A 20858-nucleotide genomic window follows, 5' to 3' on the forward strand; every position below is an offset into this window, starting at 1 on the left:
CTCAGCCGGATTTCCTGAATATCATCTCTGTCGGGCGAATGCGCCCGGCGTGTATGTTCTCGACGTAGTTGCCGAACTTTTCCGGTGCGGTTTCACCCATCATCAGGTGAATCCCCAAAGGCGGGGGACCGCTTTCGGCAATGCGGGCAAAGGCCTCTTCGAAGAACGCGGTTGCGAATTCGGTCCGGTCTGTTTCCGCAACCAAATCCAGCCCTGCCGCAGCTGCCGCGTTCTTGTAGGTGTCAGGCGCGTCAACAAAGGACGTTTCCGGGGCAGTTGACCAAGGCAACGGAAACTTCAGCGCCTCGTCAACGCTTCCGCCCATCACATCGAACACCGCAAAGGTTCCCCCCGTGGAAAGCACCCTTGCAACCTCGGCAAACAGCCCTGCCTTGTCTTGGATGTTCATGCCAACATGCAGCATGACCGCCAGATCGAAACCGAAATCCGGCACCGGCATATCCAGTGCGCTACCGACCAGAAACGTCGTTTTGTGGCCCAGCCCGACCAGATCACTCAACTCCGTGGCGGTTTCCACGAATTCCGGCGTCAGATCGATGCCGGTTACCGTGGAATCGTAGTGGTCCGCGACATATCGCGATGTACCGCCGATCCCGCACCCCACGTCCAGCACACGGGTGGCGTGATTTGGCGACAGTTGCGCGAACAGGTGGTCCGTCGCCGCGACGCCGCCAGTGTGGAATTCATCCCCGGCCTTCAGATCAGCCGCCGTGGCGGCATCGGGATCGACGCCGCTGGCTTGCAGCGCCTCTCTTACTCTTTGGGTCAGGGCACCGGTCGTATAGTGGCGCGCAACTGCATTTTCGATCGTAGACATTTGCAATACCTCAGCGACAAAAATGGGGTGGAATACCCCAATCTATCACGAAATCAGTGTCGCATGGATGTCCATTGCAGCATCCCGCCCTTCAGCAACGGCTGTCACGGTCAGGTCGTCACCGCCTGCCGCGCAATCGCCACCGGCCCAGACGCCATCCATCGAGGTTCGCCCCGGCCCGGTTACAGCGATCTTGTTGCCATCCAGCGTCAGACCGTCCGGCGCGCCCTCTAAGGTCTGGCCGATAGCCTTGAGAACCTGATCGGCTCGTACCCGAGTGGTTTCTCCGGTTCCCGACAGCTTGCCGTCGACGGTTGCAGTATACTCCAGCTCGATCTCAGCCGCAGTGCCATTGCCGTGAACTGCAACGGGTTGCACGTTGCACATGATCTTGACGCCATTGGCTGCCGCAAGATCCTGTTCATATCGGCTGGCACCCATTGCATCGCGGTCGCGGCGATAGGCGATGGTCACGTTTTCCGCGCCCAAAAGCTTCGATTTCACCGCTGCGTCCACAGCAGTCATACCACCGCCGATGATCACGACATTGCGCCCTACCGGCAGGTTCGCCAGATCGTCCGCCTGCCGCACTTCGGCAATGAAATCAACCGCGTGATGCACACCGTCCTTGTCCGCTCCTTCGGCGCGCAGCGCATTTACGCCTGCCAGTCCGATGGACAAAAACACCGCGTCATACGCATCCTGCAGCCCGTCCAGAGAAATCGTATCGCCAAGCGATGACCCGGTTTCGATCGCGATGCCGCCGATCTGCAGCAGCCAATCGACCTCGGCCTGGGCAAAGTTGTTCGTCGCCTTGTAAGCAGCAATGCCGTATTCGTTCAGACCGCCAGGTTTCGGCCGGGATTCGTGGATAACCACATCATGGCCAAACATTGCCAAACGGTGTGCACAGGCCAGACCCGCCGGCCCTGCCCCAACAACCGCAACTGTTTTGCCGGTAGAGGCTGCGCGGTCAAACGGATGTTCGCCCGCAGTCATCACGCTATCGGTTGCAAACCGCTGAAGCCGGCCAATCTCGACCGGTTTGCCTTCGGCGGTTTCGCGAACGCAGGCTTCCTCGCAAAGCGTTTCCGTGGGACATACCCGGGCGCACATCCCACCCAAGATGTTCTGATCCAGAATGGTCTTGCCCGCCGCTTCGGGCTGTCCCGCCTGAATCTGTCGGATGAACACCGGAATATCGATGTCCGTCGGACACGCCGTAACACATGGCGCGTCATAGCAGAAATAACACCGATCAGCAGCCACTGCCGCCTCGTGCGGCGCAAATGGCGGATGCAGATCCGCGAAATTCGAGGTCAGCTCATCGCTGGAAAGCCGCCCGGCCACGACGCCGGGAGCCATCTGGCCCTGTGCCATCACTCTACTCCCTGTAGATATGTTTGTTATGACCCCAGCTTGCCACAAACAAAAATTTTATCAATTGGTAAAATTTGCCAAATGGTCAAAAAATGCAAAATCCGGGCCGCGAGACCCGGATTTGGCGGATTGTTGCTAGAAATTTATGCAGGTCTTAGGAAATCAGACCATTTCTTTCAGGTGATCCAGTTTCATCCAGACTCTGGCGCCCTCAGGTCCGGCGGTGGCATTCAGCGTTGATCCGGGCGGCAGGCGCAGCCAGTCCCAGCCCCCGAACTCTTCACCCGACTCGACAAAGCTACCGTCAACGACAAAGAGCTCGGCCCCGCCCGGCAGGTCATGGGAAACCTGTTCGCCCGCAGCCCAGGTGCGAATCTGCACATCCTCGCGCTGATCCTTGAACAACTGGGTCTTCTGATCCTGACCGATTGATTTGCGAACCTCGGTCCGGTCCTCAGGGTCAAACTGATGGAGCTTCACCAGAATGGTCGCTCCTTCCTGCGCGGAAGGCGTGTGAGAGGTTGTCGGAGGGTTGCGAACATAGCTGCCAACCGGGAAATCCCCAGTTTCATCCTGAAACACGCCGTCGAGAACCAGAAATTCTTCGCCACCGTCATGGGTGTGGGCCGCAAAAGCGCTTCCGGGCGCAAAGCGCACAATCGTCGTAGCGCGCGCCACTTCGTCGCCGATCCGGTCCAGCATCTTGCGTTCGACCCCTGCTGCGGGGGACTGAACCCAATCGGCCTCGTTGAAATGCACCGCTACTCGTTTCGTGAAGTCAGCATTGATAAGCATCCGCGTTCTCCTGATCAGAGTGTTTCCGTAGAATTGGCCCCTGCCCCGCGAATTGCAAACAGGTTCACGAAAACGTGGGGTTCCTGACTGAACGGAGGCTGTCGGGCAGCGCAGAGATTTTGACTGCATTCACCGCTTGATGTAGGCCGGTCTTTACAAAGAAACGTCGAACCCCGGTTTGGTCGAGAAAGAGAAAAATGCAGCAGGCGGACCACCCCAAATTCAACATCGTCATTATTGGTCAGAACAATCGTCTGCAATACGAGGCCATATTGTTCGCAGCATCGTTGCGGCACAATTCGCCCGGTTTTGACGGAAAGCTGTTTGTCGCAGTTCCGCAGCCCGGACCGAAATGGAAACAGGACCCTCGCATACAGAACGAAGATGTCCTCAGGGCGCTGAAACAGCTTGGCGCGGAAATTCTGCCGTTCGAGAGCAATGTTTTTGGCGAAAGCTATCCATACGGCAACAAGATCGAGGCGCTGCTGGCCCTGCCCGAAGGGGAGCCCTTTGTATTTTTTGACACCGATACGCTGATCACCGGCGACCTGACCAGTGTTCCGTTTGGTTTCGATCGCCCTGGCGCGTCGCTGAAGGTCGAGGGCACATGGCCCAAACCCACCCTTTACGGCCCCGGCTATGACGGCATCTGGCGCGCTTTGTACCAGCGGTTCGATCTGGATTTCGAAAGCTCTCTGGATACCAGCCAGCCACATGATTACTGGCGGAGATATCTGTATTTCAACGCGGGTTTCTTCTTTTATTCCTGCCCGCGCAAGTTCGGAGAGCGTTTCCTGCAGTTCGCCAAGACCATCCGCGACGAGAACCTGCCGGAACTTACCGCGCAAAGCCTTGATCCATGGCTGGACCAGGTCGCACTACCCTTGGTCATCCACTCATTCGGTGGCGGGCGCGATGCTCTGCCCCGTGGGTTGCTTGATGGATCTGTCAGCTGCCACTACCGGCTGTTCCCATTGCTTTATGCGCGGGAAAGCGACCGGGTTGTCGAAGTGCTGGAAACGGTTGCGGCCCCCAACAAATATAAAAAAGTGCTGAAGAACTATGAGCCCCTGAAAAAGCTGGTGTTTCAGGGCAAGGGGGCCCGGGTCCGGGCCTTGTTCGACCGCGAAAACCTGCCTCAGCGCGAGCAGGTCATTCGAAACAAGATCAAATCCAACGGGCTTTGGCTGCGGTGATCCCGCCTTAGCAACGTGCGGCGACCATGTCGTTGTGCGTAAGCGGTTGATGCCCTACAGATTTTGACAAACATATTCCAAAGGGAGACTTTCGAAATGTCCAATGGCCCCACCTACGGCTTTGACACGCTGCAAATTCATGCGGGCGCGCGCCCTGATCCGGCGACCGGCGCGCGACAGACACCGATTTACCAGACCACCGCATATGTGTTCCGCGATGCCGATCACGCAGCGGCGCTGTTTAACCTGCAGGAAGTGGGCTATATCTATTCCCGCCTGACGAACCCGACAGTGGCCGTGTTGCAGGAACGTGTCGCGACGCTGGAAGGCGGCGTTGGGGCCGTGTGCTGCTCATCAGGCCATGCGGCACAGATCATGGCGCTGTTCCCGCTGATGGGGCCGGGTTGCAACGTGATCGCCTCGACCCGTCTGTATGGCGGCACGGTCACGCAGTTCAGCCAGACCATCAAGCGCTTTGGCTGGTCAGCCAAGTTTGTGGACACCGACGATCTTGAGGCCGTCAAGGCCGCCATCGACGAAAACACCCGCGCCGTCTTCTGCGAATCCATCGCCAATCCCGGCGGCTATGTCACCGACATCCGCGCGTTGGCCGATGTCGCGGACGAGGCAGGCGTACCGCTGATCGTGGACAACACATCGGCCACGCCATACCTTTGCCGCCCCATCGATCAGGGCGCGTCATTGGTCGTGCATTCGACGACAAAATACCTGACCGGCAACGGCACCGTGACCGGCGGCTGCATTGTGGATTCGGGTAAATTCGACTGGTCTGCCAGCGACAAGTTCCCCTCGCTCAGCGCGGCGGAGCCTGCCTATCACGGCCTGAAATTCCACGAAACCTTCGGGCCGCTGGCCTTTACGTTCCACAGCATTGCGGTTGGTCTGCGCGATCTTGGCATGACGATGAACCCACAGGCGGCGCATTACACCCTGATGGGTATCGAAACGCTGAGCCTTCGGATGCAGCGCCATGTGGAAAACGCCGAGAAGATCGCAACGTGGCTGGAGGCCGATGATCGCGTGGAATACGTTACCTATGCCGGTCTGCCTTCGTCGCTTTATCATGAGCGGGTGCAGCAGCATTATCCCAAGGGCGCGGGTGCGCTGTTCACCTTTGCCGTAAAAGGCGGGTACGAGGCCTGTGTGAAGCTGGTGAACGCGCTGGAGATTTTCAGCCATGTGGCGAACCTGGGTGATGCGCGATCGCTGATCATCCATTCGGCTTCGACCACGCATCGGCAACTGACAGCGGAACAGCAGGAAGCGGCAGGCGCCAGCCCGAATGTGGTTCGGCTCTCCATCGGGATCGAGGATGCGGACGATCTGATCGCCGATCTGGATCAAGCTCTGGCCAAAGCCTGCACCTGACAAAAAGCGAGCGGCATCATGTCTGAACATAAGATCAACGATCTGGGCCAACCTGTCGGAGCGCCGGTAAAGGGGGACTTTCCGCGCCCCCTGCCCCCGCGCAGTTCGATGCAGGGGCGGTATTGTTCGGTGGTGCCGCTTGACGAAACGCTGCACGCACCCGGCCTGTTTCGGGCGTTTGCAAAGGATATGGACGGTCGGAACTGGACCTACCTGCCCTACGGCCCATTTGACTCGGAAACCGGGTTTTCCGAATGGCTGAAAGCGAGTTGCACAGGCCCGGACCCGTTGTTTCATACCGTTCTTGATGCTGATGGAGCCCCTGTTGGCATGGCGTCGTATCTGCGGATTGAGCCATCAGCGGGCTCGATTGAAGTCGGCCATATTCACTTTTCGCCGCTATTGCAGCGAAAGCCATCTTCGACAGAGACCATGTATCTGATGATGCGGCGTGTGTTCGATGAATTGGGCTATCGCCGATACGAATGGAAATGCGACGCGCTGAATGCCCCGTCGCGTCAGGCAGCCGAACGGCTTGGATTTACATTCGAAGGCGTATTCCGGCAGGCGACACACTACAAAGGACGCAACCGGGATACGGCGTGGTTCGCCATCATCGACAAGGATTGGCCGCGCATACGCGACGCATTCGAAGCCTGGCTTTCACCGGACAATTTTGATGCGACGGGCCAGCAACGTGAATCCCTGATGGCCCGCCAGACGGATTGAGGGTTATTCGGCGATTTCGAACACCATCGATACGGTCGCTTGAACCGAAATCTCACCCGCAGCGACGGGAACGCCGCCCGCATCCGCCGCCGCAAATTCGGCCCTATGCATTAACGGCCGCGGGCCACCACCACCCACGGTGATCGAGACGACTTGGCCCAGCTCAACCCCTGCTGCCTGCGCCAGTTGCTCGGCCTTTTCCCTTGCATCCGCGACTGCGTCTGCACGTGCCTTGGCCGCAAGCGGCTTGGGGTCCTGAACGCTAAAGCTCAGCCCGCCAAAGTCATTTGCGCCCCCTTCGATCACGGCGTCGAGGATCGGCCCCAGATCAGCAAGATTCCGAACCCGCACAAAGACACGGTTGGAGGCGACGAATCCTGTAATCTTCCGATGGTTACCGTTCTGGTCGTCACGCCCGCTCCAAAGTGGCGACAATGACAGATCGCGGGTCTGGATGTCGCGCGCCTCAAGCCCTGCCTGTTCCAGCCGGGACAGGATCTGAGCAACCGCCTCAGAGGTTGCCTGCATGGCTGCGGCGGCTTCGGTGTTTTCGTTTGTGACGCCAAGCGTGATGGTCGCCATGTCCGGCGCGGCCTCGGCCGTGCCTGTGCCGTCGACGATGATGCGACGTTCTTGCGCATTGGCCATTCCAGCTGCCGTAACGGCAAGCATCATCACGAGAAAAGCAATGTTCTTCAATGTGATCTCTCCTGTTGTTGTACCTAATAGATGGGTTGGCAAGCCTTCGCCGCACAAGGGGAGAATTCGGCTTTTTCTTTCCCTCGGCGATATCCTGCTTTAATCTCGCCGCGTGAACGCCGAGGCGTTTGCGTAAGACTGACAATTACGGTTCCGCCAGATTATGAAGCCTGCCTTTACGCTGTCTTTTTCGGTTGAAGGAATTTCGCTGCTGCACCATGCGGACGGCGAATGGTACAGTGTCGGTTCCGTTTCGCTGGACACACCTGATCTGAAGGCGGCGTTCGAAGATCTGCGCGCAAAGGCCTTTGCCCTTGAAAACGATCTGAGTTGCAGGGTTGTGCTGCCTGATCCGCAAATCCGGTATCTGACGGTTGAGACAGAAGATCTTGACGACGCAGAGCGGACGGCGCGGATTGAGGAAGTCCTTGGCGAGGCAACGCCCTATGCATTGTCGGACCTTGCGTATGACACTGAAGCCTCAGGGACCACGACCTATGTAGCCGCTGTCGCCAAGGAGACGCTGGCCGAAGCCGGAACTTTTACAACCGAGCACGGTTTCAGGCCGGTATTGTTTTCGGCTGAACCTGCGGACGGTGAGTTTCCCCGGGTACCGGATTTTCAGGAAACACCTGAGATCACCGTCGCAGTTGCACCCGAACCGGAAAGCCCCGCGCCTAAGGAGAGCGTCGCAATTGAGCCCGAACCGGAAAGCCCTGCACCTGAGGAGAGCGAGGCCGAAGAACCCGCTGCCGAGGCTGCTTTTGAGGAACAACCCGATACGGGGCCTGCGGACCCGCCATCCGAATCTGAAGAGGCCAGCTTTTCCTCCTGCCGCCGTCCTACTTTGGACGATACCGAGGAAGAAACAGATGCGCAGCCCGAAGCCGAAGCTGCCGAAGCGGACAGTGAAGAAGAGCATTCAGTCGCAGAAAACGAAGCGGATTTACCGCCTGCAACGCCTGTTCATCCGATTGCCGAACCGGCTGTCCCGGCAAATTTCAATGCCCTGCCGGACGTTGGTAAGGGGGCAATGGATGAAACGGATCGCCTGACAATCTTTGGCGCGCGGGGCCGCAAAAAATCCCGTATCGGGATCACGGCTCCTGTGGCTGCATCAGTCGTTTTGGCCTGCATTGCAATTGGCGGATGGGCCCTGTGGCCGCAGGGGGATGAAGCGGCAGAGTTACCGCAGCCAGAAACGCGGACAGCGCTTGTCGATTCTGCCCAGTCTGAGAACGATGTTGGCAACGCGTCAGACGACGTTCCGCAGGACCCGCCTCAAACGACTGAGAATCCAGATCAACCTGTTGACCCGAATACGACGGATACGGCTATTCTGGACGCCCTGAAGGTCGAACCGACACCCGTTGAAACGGTGCAACGTGATCCTGTGGCGGAACAGGCGCAACTGGAGGCTACCGGCGTGTCGCCCGAGCCTCCGCAAGCTCTGCCGGAAAGGGCGTTGGAACCTGCGGACGATCTATATCTCGCGTCAATCGATCGATCTGATTTGTCACAGGATGCGCTTGCCCTGCCCGGCGCGCAGAGTTTTGACACCGATTTTCCGGTTGAGCAGGCCGGACTGCCGACTGCTGCCGGAACCCAGTTCGAACTGGATGATCGGGGTCTGGTTACCGCAACCGAGGATGGCACGCTCAATCCTGATGGGGTGATCGTGTATCTGGGAAGACCTGCCCGTGTCCCGCCGGACGTGCCAGTTCGGTTTGAAGAAGAGCCGGTGGTGGATGAAGCGCAGGAACGTCTTGCCGGTCTTCGCCCGGCACCGCGCCCCGATGATCTGGTCGAAAGCTTTGAACGACAGCAACTTGGCGGGCGCTCGCTTGAAGAACTTGCTGGCGTTCGCCCAAAGTTGCGCCCGGAATCGCTGCAGATAGAGCCACAGGTCGACGAAACGCCAACGGCTTTGGCCGTTGTGCTGGTGCCCCGACCGAAACTGCGGCCGGTCACCGCCGCGCCTGCGGTTGAGCGTCCAAAGGTAAACAGCGATGGGTCGCTTGGTTCAACAGCGGCAGTGAGCGGCGGAACTGAGTCCGGCACCTTTGCACCCAAATCGGTTTCGCCCAAAATCCCAAGCTCGGCTTCGGTCGCGCGTCAGGCCACATTGGACAACGCCATCAACCTGCGCCGCGTCAATCTGATTGGGGTCTACGGAACCCCTTCCAATCGGCGGGCGCTGATCCGTCTTCCCAGCGGCCGCTACAAAAAGGTCAAAATCGGCGACCGTCTTGACGGTGGCCGGGTGCTTGCAATCGGCGACAGCCAGTTGGTCTATCAGAAAAGCAGCCGGAACGTGACCTTGACCATGCCGAACAGCTGACCCCGGGGAACGGCTGACAAAAGGCGCGCGGACGTAAGCTTGAGACAGCTTATCATCCGCACGCCCACTGAATAATCAGGCCAATCAAGCGGCTGGTATTTCCCCAGACTCGATCTGCTCGCGCTCAATGGATTCGAACAAAGCCTTGAAGTTGCCTTCGCCGAAACCGTCATCGCCCTTGCGCTGGATGAATTCGAAGAAGATCGGGCCAATTACTGTTTTCGAGAAGATCTGCAGCAGAATCTTCGTCTCGCCCCCATCGACCACACCTTCGCCATCGATCAGGATACCGTGTTTCATCATGCGATCTTTCGGTTCGTCATGCCCCTGCACGCGGTCATAGGACATGTCGTAGTAGGTTTCGTTCGGACCGGGCATGAATTTCAGGCCCTTCGCTGCGATGGCATCGGTCGAGCCATAGATGTCATCCGACCCCACCGCGATGTGCTGAATGCCCTCGCCCTTGTATTTCTTGAGGTAGGAAACAATCTGCCCGGTTTCACCGCGGTCTTCGTTGATCGGAATGCGGATGCGACCGCAGGGCGACGTCAGAGCACGGCTGAGAAGTCCGGTGAATTTGCCCTGAATGTCAAAGAAACGGATTTCCTTGAAGTTGAACAGGTCGCCATAGAATTTGAACCACTTGTCCATGTTGCCCTTGTAGACATTGTGGGTCAGGTGATCGAGGTAGTAGAACCCATCGCCGCGCGGCTTGGATTGCTTCAGCCACTCGAACTCTTCGTTGTATGGCGACGTGTCGTGATACTGGTCCACAAAATAAAGCAGAGAGCCACCGATGCCTTTGATCGCCGGGACATCCATGGTCTTGTCGGCGGCATCATATGGTTCGGCCCCTTTCGAGATCGCATAATCATACGCCCGCTGCGCGTCAACGACACGCCAGCCCATGGCCGGGGCGCAGGGTCCGTGATCGCTGACAAATTTGGCGGCGAAACTGTCCGGGTCAGCGTTCAGGATGTATGTAACGTCGCCTTGCTGCCAAAGCTCGACCAAAGGCTTGCTCTTGTGCCTGGCGGTAAGTTCGAATCCCATTTTGGCGAACAGGTCGCGCAGTTCCTGTGGTTCAGGATGCGCGAATTCGACAAATTCGAACCCGTCCGTACCGGCGGGGTTTTCGTCAGTGATAGTGGATTTAGGGGCGTTGTGCGGGAAAGGACCCATGGCGCATCTCCGTGAAACAGGAATTTCTTTGCTGATTCCAAAATACGCTTTATCTGATGCTGTTTTTGCGCGTTCTTTTCCTGTAACCTAACAGTGTATGCGGAAAGTACGCACGAAGTTCAGGATTTTTGGAGAATCGCCGCACATGCTGGATGCAACTGACGCACGCCTGCTGGCCGCACTGCAAGAGAACGCCCATTTGACCTCGCACCAGTTGGGAGAGATGCTGCACCTGTCCCCCAGTCAGGCGGGTCGGAGACGTCAAAGACTGGAAGCTGACGGGCTTATTACCGGATATGCCGCCAAGCTGGACCCGCAAAAGCTGGGGCTGCGGGTACAGGGCTTTGTTCAGGTTCACCTTGGTACGCACGGGCCCGATCAATCGGCCAGTTTCGCGCGCATGGTGGATCTGCGCCCCGAGATCACAAGCGCCTGGACCATGACTGGTGAGGCGGATTATCTGCTGCATGTCTATTGCGACGATCTTCCGGCGCTCAACCGCTTGCTTCACGAAGTGATCCTGCCGCATCCTGCGGTAGCGCGCGTGCAAAGCCAGATCGTCATGGACCAACTCAAACGCGATGCTCCACTGCCCACCTGACGGGGACGAGAAAGGACAGACATGGAAGAATTCCTATACCAGGCCTCGATATATCTGGCTGCCGCTGTCATCGCGGTACCATTGTCAGCGCGCCTGGGATTGGGGTCGGTTCTGGGATATCTGGCAGCAGGTATCGCCATCGGTCCGGTGTTTGGACTTGTCGGTGCTGAAACCGAAAGCCTTCAGCACGTTGCGGAATTCGGCGTTGTCATGATGCTGTTCCTCATCGGACTGGAACTGGAGCCGCGCGCCTTATGGGACATGAGGGACAAGCTGCTGGGGCTTGGCGGATTGCAGGTCGCGATGTCGACAATCGCAATTGCCGCTGTTGCTTTCTATGCCAATCACCCATGGTCAGTCTCGCTGGCGGTTGGCCTGACTTTATCGTTGTCTTCGACCGCAATCGTTCTTCAGACGCTATCCGAAAAGGGGTTGATGCAGACTAACGGCGGGCGGGCCACCTTTTCGGTTCTGCTGACGCAGGATATTGCGGTTATTCCCATTCTGGCCTTTCTTCCATTGCTGGCCATTTCCCCCGGGCTTCACATTGAAAGCGATGGTTCGATCGATCGGGGTTCGGGGGCAGCACATGGTGTTGACGCCCACCATTCCCTTTCGCTGGTCGAGGGCCTGCCCGGGTGGGCGGTTACGCTGGTTACGATTGGCGCAGTGGTGTTTGTCGTGCTTGCGGGCGTCTACCTGACGCGGCCACTATTCCGTTTCATCCACGCTACGCGCCTGCGGGAAATGTACACCGCGCTGGCCCTGATGATCGTCGTGGGGATTTCGTTCCTGATGATGCTTGTTGGCCTTTCACCCGCGTTGGGAGCTTTTCTGGCCGGCGTCGTTCTGGCCAGTTCCGAGTTCCGCCACGAAATGGAAAGCGACCTTGAACCGTTCAAGGGGCTTTTGCTGGGGCTGTTCTTCATCACAGTCGGCGCGGGAATAAATGTCGGCTATTTCTTCAGTGAACCTCTGGACCTGCTTGGGCTGGCGCTGCTGGTCATTCTGGCCAAAGGGATCATCCTGTTCCTCGTGGGCCTTGCCTTTAAACTGCGGGGGCGAGATCACTGGCTGTTTACGCTGGGGCTGGCACAAGCAGGCGAGTTTGGTTTCGTCCTGCTGGCATTTTCCACGCAACAGAATGTCATACCGCCCGACCTGTCGCAGAAACTGCTGATGATCATCGCGTTGACGATGCTGATCACGCCACTGCTGTTCATCATCTTTGACATGGTGTCCCGGCGGATCGGGGATGCCAGCCCGGAACCCGAACCGGATCAGATCGACGAGAAAGGGCCGGTGATCATCGCTGGCATCGGGCGCTTTGGTCAGATCGTGAACCGGCTGGTGCAGGCCAGTGGGTTCAAAACCGTGGTTCTGGATCACGATATCGAGACGATTCAGCTTATGCGCCGTTTCGGGGTAAAGGGATTTCTGGGCGATCCGACCCGGCCCGAGCTGCTGCGTGCGGCAGGGCTGGAAAAGGCCGAGGTGTTGGTGGCCGCCATGGACGACTACAAACAGGTCACACGGCTGGTGGGTTATGCCCGCCGTCAACGCCCTGATCTGCACATCATCGCGCGGGCGCGGGATCGCAATCATGTCTATGAACTGTATCAGGCCGGTGCAAATGACATCGTGCGGGAAATGTTCGACAGCTCATTGCGGGCCGGGCGCTATGTCCTTGAGAACATTGGCCTGAGCGAGTACGAGGCCGCGCAGGCCGAGCAGACGTTTTATCATCATGACCGAAATACGGTCCGTGATCTGGCCGAGTTGTGGATACCGGGCATGCCTACCGCCGAGAACAAGAAGTATATTGATCGGGCGCAGCAGTTGCAGAAGGAACTGGAAACCGCACTTTTGGAACTGGCTGAAGAGCACGCCAAAAAGTCGGCGTGACCCGGGCGCCTGCCCGGGTCCGCGCTGTGATCAGTTGTCTGAAACGCCAGCCTCGGCAAATGTCGCCATGCCAGAGTGGCAGGCGACGGCTGATTTCACGATATTGATGGCAAGCGCTGCACCCGAGCCTTCGCCCAAACGGAGCCCCAGACTGAGCAAAGGTGCTTTGCCCAGTTTCTCAAGCATTGCGCCATGGGCGCCCTCGGCGCTTTGGTGGCCAGCTACGGCGTGATCCAGCGATCCGCTGACGGATTGGGCCAGACAGGCCGCTGCGGCTGAGCAGATAAAGCCATCCAGCACCACCGGAATACGCAACACGCGTGCCGCAGCAATTGCGCCGGCCATGGCTGCAATTTCGCGACCGCCCAGACAGCGCAGAATTTCAAGACCGTCCTTCGATCCACCGTGAAGCGCAACACCTTCGGCAACAACGCGGGTCTTGTTTGTCAGACCTGCGTCATCAACTCCGGTTCCCCGCCCGGTCCAGTCCGCCGCGTCCCCGCCAAAAAGCGCACAGGCAATTGCAGCGGCAGGTGTGGTGTTGCCAATGCCCATCTCTCCGACGACCAACAGGTCGGACCCGGCATCGACCGCGTTCCAGCCCGCCCGAAGCGCTTCCAGCAACTCGTCCTCACTCATCGCGGGGGCTTGTGTGAAATCCGCGGTGGGACGATCCAGTTCAAGCGCGTGCACGTCCAGTTTGGCACCCGCTGATTTGGCAAGCTGATTGATCGCGGCCCCGCCGTGCTGAAAGTTCAGAACCATTTGTTCCGTCACTTCTGCGGGAAAGGCGGAAACGCCTTGCGCGGTGACACCGTGGTTTCCGGCGAACACGATGACCTGCGGCGACGAGACCTGCGGCCGCGCATCCCCGCGCCAACCCGCATACCAGATCGCCAGATCCTCCAACCGGCCCAACGCGCCGGGTGGTTTGGTCAGTTGCCCATTACGCTCTTCGGCGCCTTGTGTCGCGGCACTGTCCGGCCCCGGCGCATTGGAGAGCAGATCACGGAAGGAATTCAGGTCTTTGAGATCGGGCAGCATGTAAAGCCTCGTTGCATCAGAGTGGTCCTGCGTGTTTAACCAATGCACTCGATGCCACAAGACCCTGAAAGGCCTGGGAGTGATCAAAAACGACACACACCTGATTTCTGCGTGGGACATCCCTGTGGCGCTTGTGCTGCTGACACGCCTGCCCCTGCCCGCATTGCCCGAACAGAAATTCGCACGGCAACAACAGGCAATCTGGGCCTTCCCTATTGCCGGGCTTCTGGTAGGGCTTCTGGCTGGCGCTGTTGGCTGGATCGGCCTTGCCGCCCAGATACCGGCGTCCATTTGCGCGGTGCTGGCCATGGCGACCCTGATCCTCTCGACCGGGGCAATGCACGAAGACGGCTTTGCCGACACTGCTGACGGGCTCTGGGGCGGGTTTACCAAGGAGCGCCGACTGGAGATCATGAAGGACAGCCATATCGGGACCTATGGCGTTCTGGCGCTGATCCTGTCCCAGCTGCTGCGCGTTCTCGCGGTTGCCGTCCTATTTGGATCGGGTGCGATTTGGGGCTTGGTGGCCGCAGCCACATGGTCGCGTGCACTGATGCCCACGCTTATGTGCGCGTTAGCAAATGCGCGGGGATCGGGCTTGAGCCACCGGGTCGGTACCCCGCCGACACGGGCGGCAGTACTGGGGCTTTTTCTGGCCTTATTGATCTGCCTGCTGACGATCGGCACGCAGGCGATTGTGCCAATGATGGTCGCGGGTCTGGCCGCGTTCATTCTGGCCGCGATTGCCAAAAGGAAAATCGGTGGTCAGACCGGTGACATTCTGGGCGCGACACAGCAATTGAGTGAAATCGCCTTTTTGGTTGCACTGATCGCCCAGCTTAACTGACGCCCCCGGTCTCGATCCTCAGCAATCCACCACAATGCTTGCAGTGGACCGCATCCGGATCGTGCCGATACAGCCCGCATCCCCCACATTTGTGCCGCACCTTCTGAGGCATGAAAATGGCCTGCGCCAGTCGTACGAACAGGGCCACGCCAACGACCATAATAAAGACCGAGAACAGCTTGCCGAACGGGGTTTGCAAGGTAATGTCGCCAAAACCGGTCGTGGTGAGCGTCGCCATCGTAAAATAAAGCGCGTCGATGTAAGGCGTTTCGCTGGATTCCGGGATGAAATAAACCAGTACCGCCGTTGCTGTTGCAAACACAAAAACCAGCAGGTTGATGGCCGCGATTACCGCATCTTCGTGAGTGCGGAAAAACACGCTGTCGCGGCGGAGATCCCTAAGCAGGTGATATGAGTGTATGAGGCGCAGAGCGCGCAGGATACGAAGAAAAGCTAGATTGCCCGTCAGAAACGGATCGAGCAGAAGCGAAATGATTACGACGATGTCGGCAATAGTGTAAATTTTCTTCAGCAACTGCCACTTGTTCCTTGCGATCCACAGGCGTGCCGAAAAATCCAACAGAATAAGGAAGCCAACCGCCCAACTGGCCGCAACAATGACCGGCCCGTGATCTATGTGTGCGGTTGCCACAAAGAACACGATTGTAACCGCGTCAAACAGGATCAGGAAATACCGGAACCATACTGGTATCGTTCCGGTTCCGATATACAGAAATCTTACCAGTTGCTTTAGCCGCACCATTTATCTCTCCGCCCTTCTCAGCAATTTAAGTGGGAAAACAGGAACAGATGCAACTTTTTGAAACAAAAAGGCCGCCCACAAGGGGCGGCCCTAATGCAACGTTGGTTTAGTGTCAGGCTGCGCGCGACATCAGAACTTCGTCCACCTGCTTGGCGGCCAAGATCTCATCCCCACCGGAAACTGCCGCCACTTCGCGGGTCAGGCGTTCCAGGGCTGCTTCGTACAGCTGACGCTCAGAGTAGCTTTGTTCGCGCTGATCGTCGGTACGGTGCAGATCACGAACAACTTCGGCGATTGAGATCAGGTCGCCGGAATTGATCTTTTGTTCATATTCCTGCGCCCGGCGGGACCACATGGCCCGCTTGACCTTTGCCTTGCCCTTGAGCGTTTTCATCGCCTGGCTGATTACGTCCGGCGAACTGAGGGACCGCAAGCCGGATTCGGTGACCTTGTTGGTCGGAACCCGAAGCGTCATCTTGTCCTTCTCAAAAGAGATCACGAACAGCTCGAGCGAGAACCCTGCGACTTCCTGTTCCTCGATCGAAACGATCTGTCCCACGCCATGCGCAGGGTAGACAACATAGTCGTTGGGGCGGAATTCGAGCTTTTTCGACTTGGTCATTCACGTGTATCCTTGGCTGTAGACCGGATTGCGAGCAACAAAAAGCCACAAGCGGAGCGTTCACAGCCCCGGCCGGCGGCGTAGTTGTCACAAAATTAAAACCCCAAAGCGAGCATACTTTCGGAGCGCATCCCAGTTTCTGTCATCATATTGAGAACCAGTATACCACAAAAATGCGGCACCTGAAAGCTAACCCCGCATAAATCGGGCACTAAGTCCTGTTTTCAAGGGGCTGCGCGCGATGTTTCGCTGGCAGGCAGGAAGCCCTGCGGCACGAATCGCTTAGCCGCCTTCGCCGGGTGCTTCCGAGAAGTACTTATCCAGTTTGCCTTCTTCACCGTCACGTTCTTCGGCCTCGGGCAAGGGATCTTTCTTGGTCACGATCACCGGCCATTGTTCGGCGAATTTGCGGTTGAATTCGACCCACTGTTCCATACCAGGCTCAGTATCGGGGCGGATTGCATCGGCTGGGCATTCCGGTTCGCACACGCCACAGTCAATGCACTCGTCCGGATGAATGACCAACGCATTCTCGCCCTCATAGAAACAGTCGACCGGACAAACTTCGACACAGTCGGTGTATTTGCAGGCGATGCAGTTATCGGTGACAACGTAGGTCATGGTCGGAATCCACTTGAGGTTTGGGCGACTAGCTAAATCAGAGTGGCCCCCGCTTCAAGGGTGGATCACTCGTTGGAACGGCGAGAAAGATCAATTGCGCGCCGATCCTTCTTGGAAGGGCGACCTTTTCCCTCGAATTTGGGATTGTCCAAAGGTTTGTCCCGCTTTTCCGACAAATCGGCGTAAAGCGTTTGCGCCTCGGTTGCCGGGCCGCGGCGTTCGCCCAACGCCTCGATCCGAACGACACGAATGGCACGCCCTTGAGAAAACGTCAGGACGTCTCCGGGCCCGACGGCTTGCGCCGGTTTGAGGGCCCGGTTTCCGTTCACCCGCACATGACCGCCGCTGACCTGTTTGGCGGCAAGGCTGCGGGTCTTGAAGAACCGCGCCTGCCACAGCCATTTGTCGATCCGCAGTTTGGCCTGTGCTTCGGCCATCGTCGGTCAGTTACCTTCCTTCAACCCCATCAGCGCCGCAGCGAACGGGTTGTCCGGGTCAATCGCCTTTTCCTTTTTCGGCGGCCGCGCAGTAAAGGTCTTGCCGCCCTGTTGCGGCTTGCCACCTTTCTTGCCGTGCGGCTTGCCACGACCGTCCTGCGGTTTTCCACGCGGTTTGCCCTTGGGCTGACCCTGACGCTGCTCGCGGCGTGGTCCCCGATCAGCCTGACGCTGGCGACCCCAGGTAAACGTATAGAACACTTCGACCTCGGGCTCGTCCGCTGCCGGCTCCGCAACGGGGGCCTCGGCTGCCGCTTCGGGGCTTTCGGTGGCCTCGGCCGACGCCTCGGCGGGTGCCGAAGCTTCCTCTGCAGGGCTTTCGGTCGCTGGCGACTCTTCGGCGGCAGGTTGTTCGGGCGCTTCTGCGGTGGGTTGATCGTCTTTGACCACGTTTTCGGTCGGAGCGACTTTGGCTTTCTCGCGCTCGCCCTTCTCGGCCTTATAGCCCAGCCCCTGCATCAGATCGGCGAACTGTTCGAGCGTCATGCCGGTGATCGAAAGCATGTCGGGCTTGGCCTCAAACCCGCCACGGCTGTCTTCCGAGCGCAACATGTCGGCCAGACGCTCAAGCATGTCGATGCGGATCGAACGCTCTCCTGCCGCGCGATAGCCGCATTTGGTGTCATATCCGTTGGGCGCATCCTTGGCCGTCGGAACGGTAACAAGGCCTGGCGGCGGCGCTTCGGGAAATTCCTGCAGGCCTTCAGCAAGGGACCACAACACCAGACGCAGGCGCGTCGGTGCGGGCTTCAGCAGCAAGGGCATGAATATGGTGAACTGACCAAAGCGGATCCCATGTTTGCGCAGGGCGCCGCGGGCATCCTGATCAAGGTCTTTGACCTCTTGGGCTACATCCGTGCGTGGCAGAACGCCCAGTGCTTCGACCATGCGGAAGGCAAAGCCTTTGGCCAGACCGGACAGTTCCTCGTCACGGGACAGGTTCAGCAGTGGCTCGAACAACGCCGCCACTTTGCGGTCGATGAAGTGCTGCAGACGACGTTGCACCTTCTGTTCGACGTCAGGGCCAGCGGCCTCATCCACAAATACTTCGACTTGCGGCTTAAGTGGCTCAGCCCCGGCAACAAGCTTGCCGACGGCATATTCACCCCACATCAGGCCACCCTGATCGGTAAAATCAATTTCGGTATCGGGTGCATTGTAAAAGCGGTCGGCACGCAGATGGAATTGCGGCGCGAGTGCTTGCAGGGACGCCGATTTCAAGGCTTTCGCCTCGGCTCCTTGCGCGCTTTTGTCCGGAGTAAACCGGAACCCTTCCAGACGACCGACGAATTCGCCTTCGACGGTCACTTCACCCTTGTCATTTACTTCGGCCAAAAGGGCCTCCTTCTGTTTGAGCCGGCGCAGCAATACGGATGTGCGCCGGTCCACAAATCTCTGAGTCAGACGGTCATGCAGAGCGTCCGACAGCCTGTCTTCTACAGTGCGCGTTTCCTCACGCCAATGGGATTCGTCACGCACCCAGCCGTTTCGTTGCGCAACATATGTCCAGGTGCGAATATATGCCAACCTTTTAGACAAAGCATCGATATCCCCGTCCGTTCGGTCAATCCGGCGGATTTGCCGCGCCATGAAGTCATCTGGGATCGAACCGCGCTCATGCAAGTGGCCGTAGATTACTTCGAGCAGGCTGGCGTGCTCGGCATGGCTGATGCCGCGAAAATCAGGGATTCGGCACACATCCCAAAGCATGCGGATAGATGGACCATCGCTTGCGCGCGCTGCAATCTCGGCCACTTGCGAAAGGGATTTCAGGACGTTTAGGTCGTCGGCAGGGCGCGCCTTGGTCAGGTGTTCGCTGCTTGGGCTGACTTCAAGCGAGTCGATCAGTGCATCGACCGAGCCAAACCGAAGGGCGGCATTCCGCCAATTCAGCTTTTTCAGTGGCGTAAATCGGCTGTCCATAATGGCCTGCGCGACTCCCTCGTCCAAAGGCGGGGCTTCACCTGTCACGCCAAAGGTGCCGTCCGACATTCCCCGCCCTGCCCGGCCGGCGATCTGGGCCAGTTCATTCGGGGCCAATGGCCGCATCCGCCGCCCGTCGAATTTGGACAGCGCCGAAAACGCCACGTGATTCACATCGAGGTTGAGTCCCATCCCGATGGCGTCGGTGGCCACGAGGTAATCGACCTCACCATTCTGATAAAGCGCCACCTGCGCGTTCCGGGTCCGCGGGCTGAGCGCCCCCATGACAACTGCAGCACCGCCCTTTTGACGGCGGATCAGTTCGGCGATTGCATAGACGTTTTCTACGGAAAACCCGACGATCGCACTGCGGGGCGGCATCCTGCTGATCTTTTTCGAACCGGAATAGACCAACTGAGACATACGTTCGCGGCGAACGAACTGCGCTTCGGGGACAAGCGCGGCAATTGGACCGCGCATGGTATCCGCGCCCAGAAACAGCGTTTCGTGCGTTCCGCGAGCGCGCAGCAGGCGATCCGTGAAAACATGGCCGCGTTCGGGATCGGCGCAGAGCTGGATTTCGTCAATCGCCACAAAATCCGCGCCCATGCCTTCGGGCATCGCTTCGACGGTACAGACCCAGTATTGGGTGCGGGGTGGCACGATACGCTCTTCGCCAGTGACCAGTGCTACAACAGACGGGCCGCGAATGGCGACGATTTTGTCGTAGACCTCGCGTGCCAGCAAGCGCAACGGCAGGCCGATAACGCCGGACCGGTAACCCAGCATGCGCTCAACTGCATAATGAGTCTTGCCTGTGTTCGTCGGGCCGAGAACGGCCACTATTCGGGATGACCCGCTCACCTTTGCCCCCTGCCCCGGCATCGGAGCGCTAGAGTGCCTTGCCCTCGATCCGGGGCTTCAGCCGATTCAGGGCATTGGTTACTTCCTCGTGATGGGGATGTATAGCCAGAGCACGTGAATAGGCCTCATACGCCTGTTCGGGCTTGTCGATCACTTCGAAAATCAGACCAAGCCCATAGATCGCGTCATACTGATTGGGATTCAGGGTCAGTGCGTGTTCCAGATCGGCTACGGCCATCCCGAACCGCTCCATCCCAAATAGGGCCGAGGCCCGGGCGTGCCACCCTTCGGCAAAGTCCGGAGCGTGGTCGGTAAGAGCAGTCAGATGATCGAGTGCCGCGTAAACATCGCCTTTTTCCAGCGCTTCGCGCCCTCTCTCAAGCAACAGATCACCCGAGGCGGAACCGGACTGTTCCCAGATCGCCTTGAGCTGCCTGTCGATTCCAATGGCCTGAACCGAGTCGGCCTGCGAAAGTTGTTCGAGCAGTTCTGTTTCGTTTCCGGAATCAGCCACCTGCGCGGCGCCACTTCCGGAAAACATGACTATGAACGCGATTGCCGCGACGATACCTTTGAGATTGGTGTTTTCAATGCTCATAACAGAGTTCACTGTAGCGTAGCG

At 58.4% G+C, this 20858-nt stretch carries 19 protein-coding genes; 7 read left to right on the plus strand and 12 right to left on the minus strand.

What is annotated here, in order from left to right:
* Position 1: 1 nt before the first annotated feature.
* The 3 genes from ACR0NA_RS05105 to ACR0NA_RS05115 all read right to left on the minus strand — a co-directional run bounded on the left by ACR0NA_RS05105 (position 2) and on the right by ACR0NA_RS05115 (position 3013).
* The gene (locus ACR0NA_RS05105) at positions 2-838 is read right to left on the minus strand and encodes a methyltransferase domain-containing protein (protein ID WP_480726658.1); all 837 of its coding nucleotides are present in this window, start codon (positions 836-838) and stop codon (positions 2-4) included.
* A gap of 45 nt (positions 839-883) precedes the next feature.
* A complete protein-coding gene (locus ACR0NA_RS05110; RefSeq protein WP_480726659.1) occupies positions 884-2218 on the minus strand; it encodes an NAD(P)-dependent oxidoreductase in 1335 nt (444 codons plus the stop codon).
* 162 nt (positions 2219-2380) lie between these two features.
* Complete coding sequence (locus ACR0NA_RS05115; protein WP_480726661.1) at positions 2381-3013, minus strand: cupin domain-containing protein; 633 nt, start codon at positions 3011-3013, stop codon at positions 2381-2383.
* 197 nt (positions 3014-3210) lie between these two features.
* Here ACR0NA_RS05115 and ACR0NA_RS05120 point away from each other — a divergent pair, with 197 nt between their 5' ends.
* From ACR0NA_RS05120 to ACR0NA_RS05130, 3 genes are all read left to right on the plus strand, one after another.
* Positions 3211-4209, plus strand: a complete 999-nt coding sequence (locus ACR0NA_RS05120) for a hypothetical protein (RefSeq protein WP_480726662.1) — start codon at positions 3211-3213, stop codon at positions 4207-4209.
* 96 nt (positions 4210-4305) lie between these two features.
* Complete coding sequence (locus ACR0NA_RS05125; RefSeq protein ID WP_480726663.1) at positions 4306-5598, plus strand: O-acetylhomoserine aminocarboxypropyltransferase/cysteine synthase family protein; 1293 nt, start codon at positions 4306-4308, stop codon at positions 5596-5598.
* A gap of 18 nt (positions 5599-5616) precedes the next feature.
* Complete coding sequence (locus ACR0NA_RS05130) at positions 5617-6327, plus strand: GNAT family N-acetyltransferase (RefSeq protein ID WP_480726665.1); 711 nt, start codon at positions 5617-5619, stop codon at positions 6325-6327.
* Between the two features lie 3 nt (positions 6328-6330).
* Here the strand turns inward: ACR0NA_RS05130 and ACR0NA_RS05135 are convergent, their stop codons facing one another.
* The gene (locus ACR0NA_RS05135; RefSeq protein ID WP_480726668.1) at positions 6331-7026 is read right to left on the minus strand and encodes an SIMPL domain-containing protein; all 696 of its coding nucleotides are present in this window, start codon (positions 7024-7026) and stop codon (positions 6331-6333) included.
* 163 nt (positions 7027-7189) lie between these two features.
* Here ACR0NA_RS05135 and ACR0NA_RS05140 point away from each other — a divergent pair, with 163 nt between their 5' ends.
* On the plus strand, positions 7190-9367 hold the full coding sequence (locus tag ACR0NA_RS05140) for a hypothetical protein (RefSeq protein ID WP_480726670.1): 2178 nt from the start codon (positions 7190-7192) through the stop codon (positions 9365-9367).
* A gap of 84 nt (positions 9368-9451) precedes the next feature.
* On the opposite strand, the gene hppD is transcribed toward ACR0NA_RS05140, so the two are convergent.
* Positions 9452-10549 (minus strand): 4-hydroxyphenylpyruvate dioxygenase, encoded by a 1098-nt coding sequence (gene hppD, locus ACR0NA_RS05145; RefSeq protein ID WP_480726672.1) that lies wholly within the window; start codon positions 10547-10549, stop codon positions 9452-9454.
* Between the two features lie 145 nt (positions 10550-10694).
* Between hppD and ACR0NA_RS05150 the strand changes: the two genes are divergently transcribed.
* Positions 10695-11150: an Lrp/AsnC family transcriptional regulator gene (locus ACR0NA_RS05150; RefSeq protein WP_170650416.1), complete on the plus strand. Its 456-nt coding sequence runs from the start codon at positions 10695-10697 to the stop codon at positions 11148-11150.
* A 21-nt stretch (positions 11151-11171) separates the two neighbouring features.
* A complete protein-coding gene (locus tag ACR0NA_RS05155; protein ID WP_480449130.1) occupies positions 11172-13055 on the plus strand; it encodes a monovalent cation:proton antiporter-2 (CPA2) family protein in 1884 nt (627 codons plus the stop codon).
* 30 nt (positions 13056-13085) lie between these two features.
* On the opposite strand, the gene cobT is transcribed toward ACR0NA_RS05155, so the two are convergent.
* Complete coding sequence (gene cobT, locus ACR0NA_RS05160; protein WP_480726675.1) at positions 13086-14099, minus strand: nicotinate-nucleotide--dimethylbenzimidazole phosphoribosyltransferase; 1014 nt, start codon at positions 14097-14099, stop codon at positions 13086-13088.
* A 79-nt stretch (positions 14100-14178) separates the two neighbouring features.
* Here cobT and cobS point away from each other — a divergent pair, with 79 nt between their 5' ends.
* Complete coding sequence (cobS, locus tag ACR0NA_RS05165) at positions 14179-14946, plus strand: adenosylcobinamide-GDP ribazoletransferase (protein ID WP_480726676.1); 768 nt, start codon at positions 14179-14181, stop codon at positions 14944-14946.
* Here the strand turns inward: cobS and ACR0NA_RS05170 are convergent.
* The 6 genes from ACR0NA_RS05170 to ACR0NA_RS05195 all read right to left on the minus strand — a co-directional run bounded on the left by ACR0NA_RS05170 (position 14939) and on the right by ACR0NA_RS05195 (position 20834).
* A complete protein-coding gene (locus ACR0NA_RS05170; RefSeq protein WP_480726678.1) occupies positions 14939-15709 on the minus strand; it encodes a potassium channel family protein in 771 nt (256 codons plus the stop codon). The two genes, cobS and ACR0NA_RS05170, sit on opposite strands and share 8 nt — an antisense overlap.
* 112 nt (positions 15710-15821) lie before the next feature.
* The gene (locus ACR0NA_RS05175; protein ID WP_170650436.1) at positions 15822-16331 is read right to left on the minus strand and encodes a CarD family transcriptional regulator; all 510 of its coding nucleotides are present in this window, start codon (positions 16329-16331) and stop codon (positions 15822-15824) included.
* Positions 16332-16613: 282 nt separating this feature from the next.
* Positions 16614-16952 (minus strand): ferredoxin FdxA, encoded by a 339-nt coding sequence (gene fdxA, locus ACR0NA_RS05180; protein WP_170650439.1) that lies wholly within the window; start codon positions 16950-16952, stop codon positions 16614-16616.
* A gap of 65 nt (positions 16953-17017) precedes the next feature.
* Positions 17018-17389, minus strand: a complete 372-nt coding sequence (locus tag ACR0NA_RS05185; RefSeq protein WP_170650441.1) for an RNA-binding S4 domain-containing protein — start codon at positions 17387-17389, stop codon at positions 17018-17020.
* A 6-nt stretch (positions 17390-17395) separates the two neighbouring features.
* The gene (locus ACR0NA_RS05190) at positions 17396-20236 is read right to left on the minus strand and encodes a helicase-related protein (protein WP_480726682.1); all 2841 of its coding nucleotides are present in this window, start codon (positions 20234-20236) and stop codon (positions 17396-17398) included.
* A 28-nt stretch (positions 20237-20264) separates the two neighbouring features.
* Positions 20265-20834, minus strand: a complete 570-nt coding sequence (locus tag ACR0NA_RS05195) for a tetratricopeptide repeat protein (RefSeq protein WP_480726684.1) — start codon at positions 20832-20834, stop codon at positions 20265-20267.
* Between the last annotated feature and the right edge of the window lie 24 nt (positions 20835-20858).

It is taken from the genome of Ruegeria sp. C11, assembly GCF_056537725.1.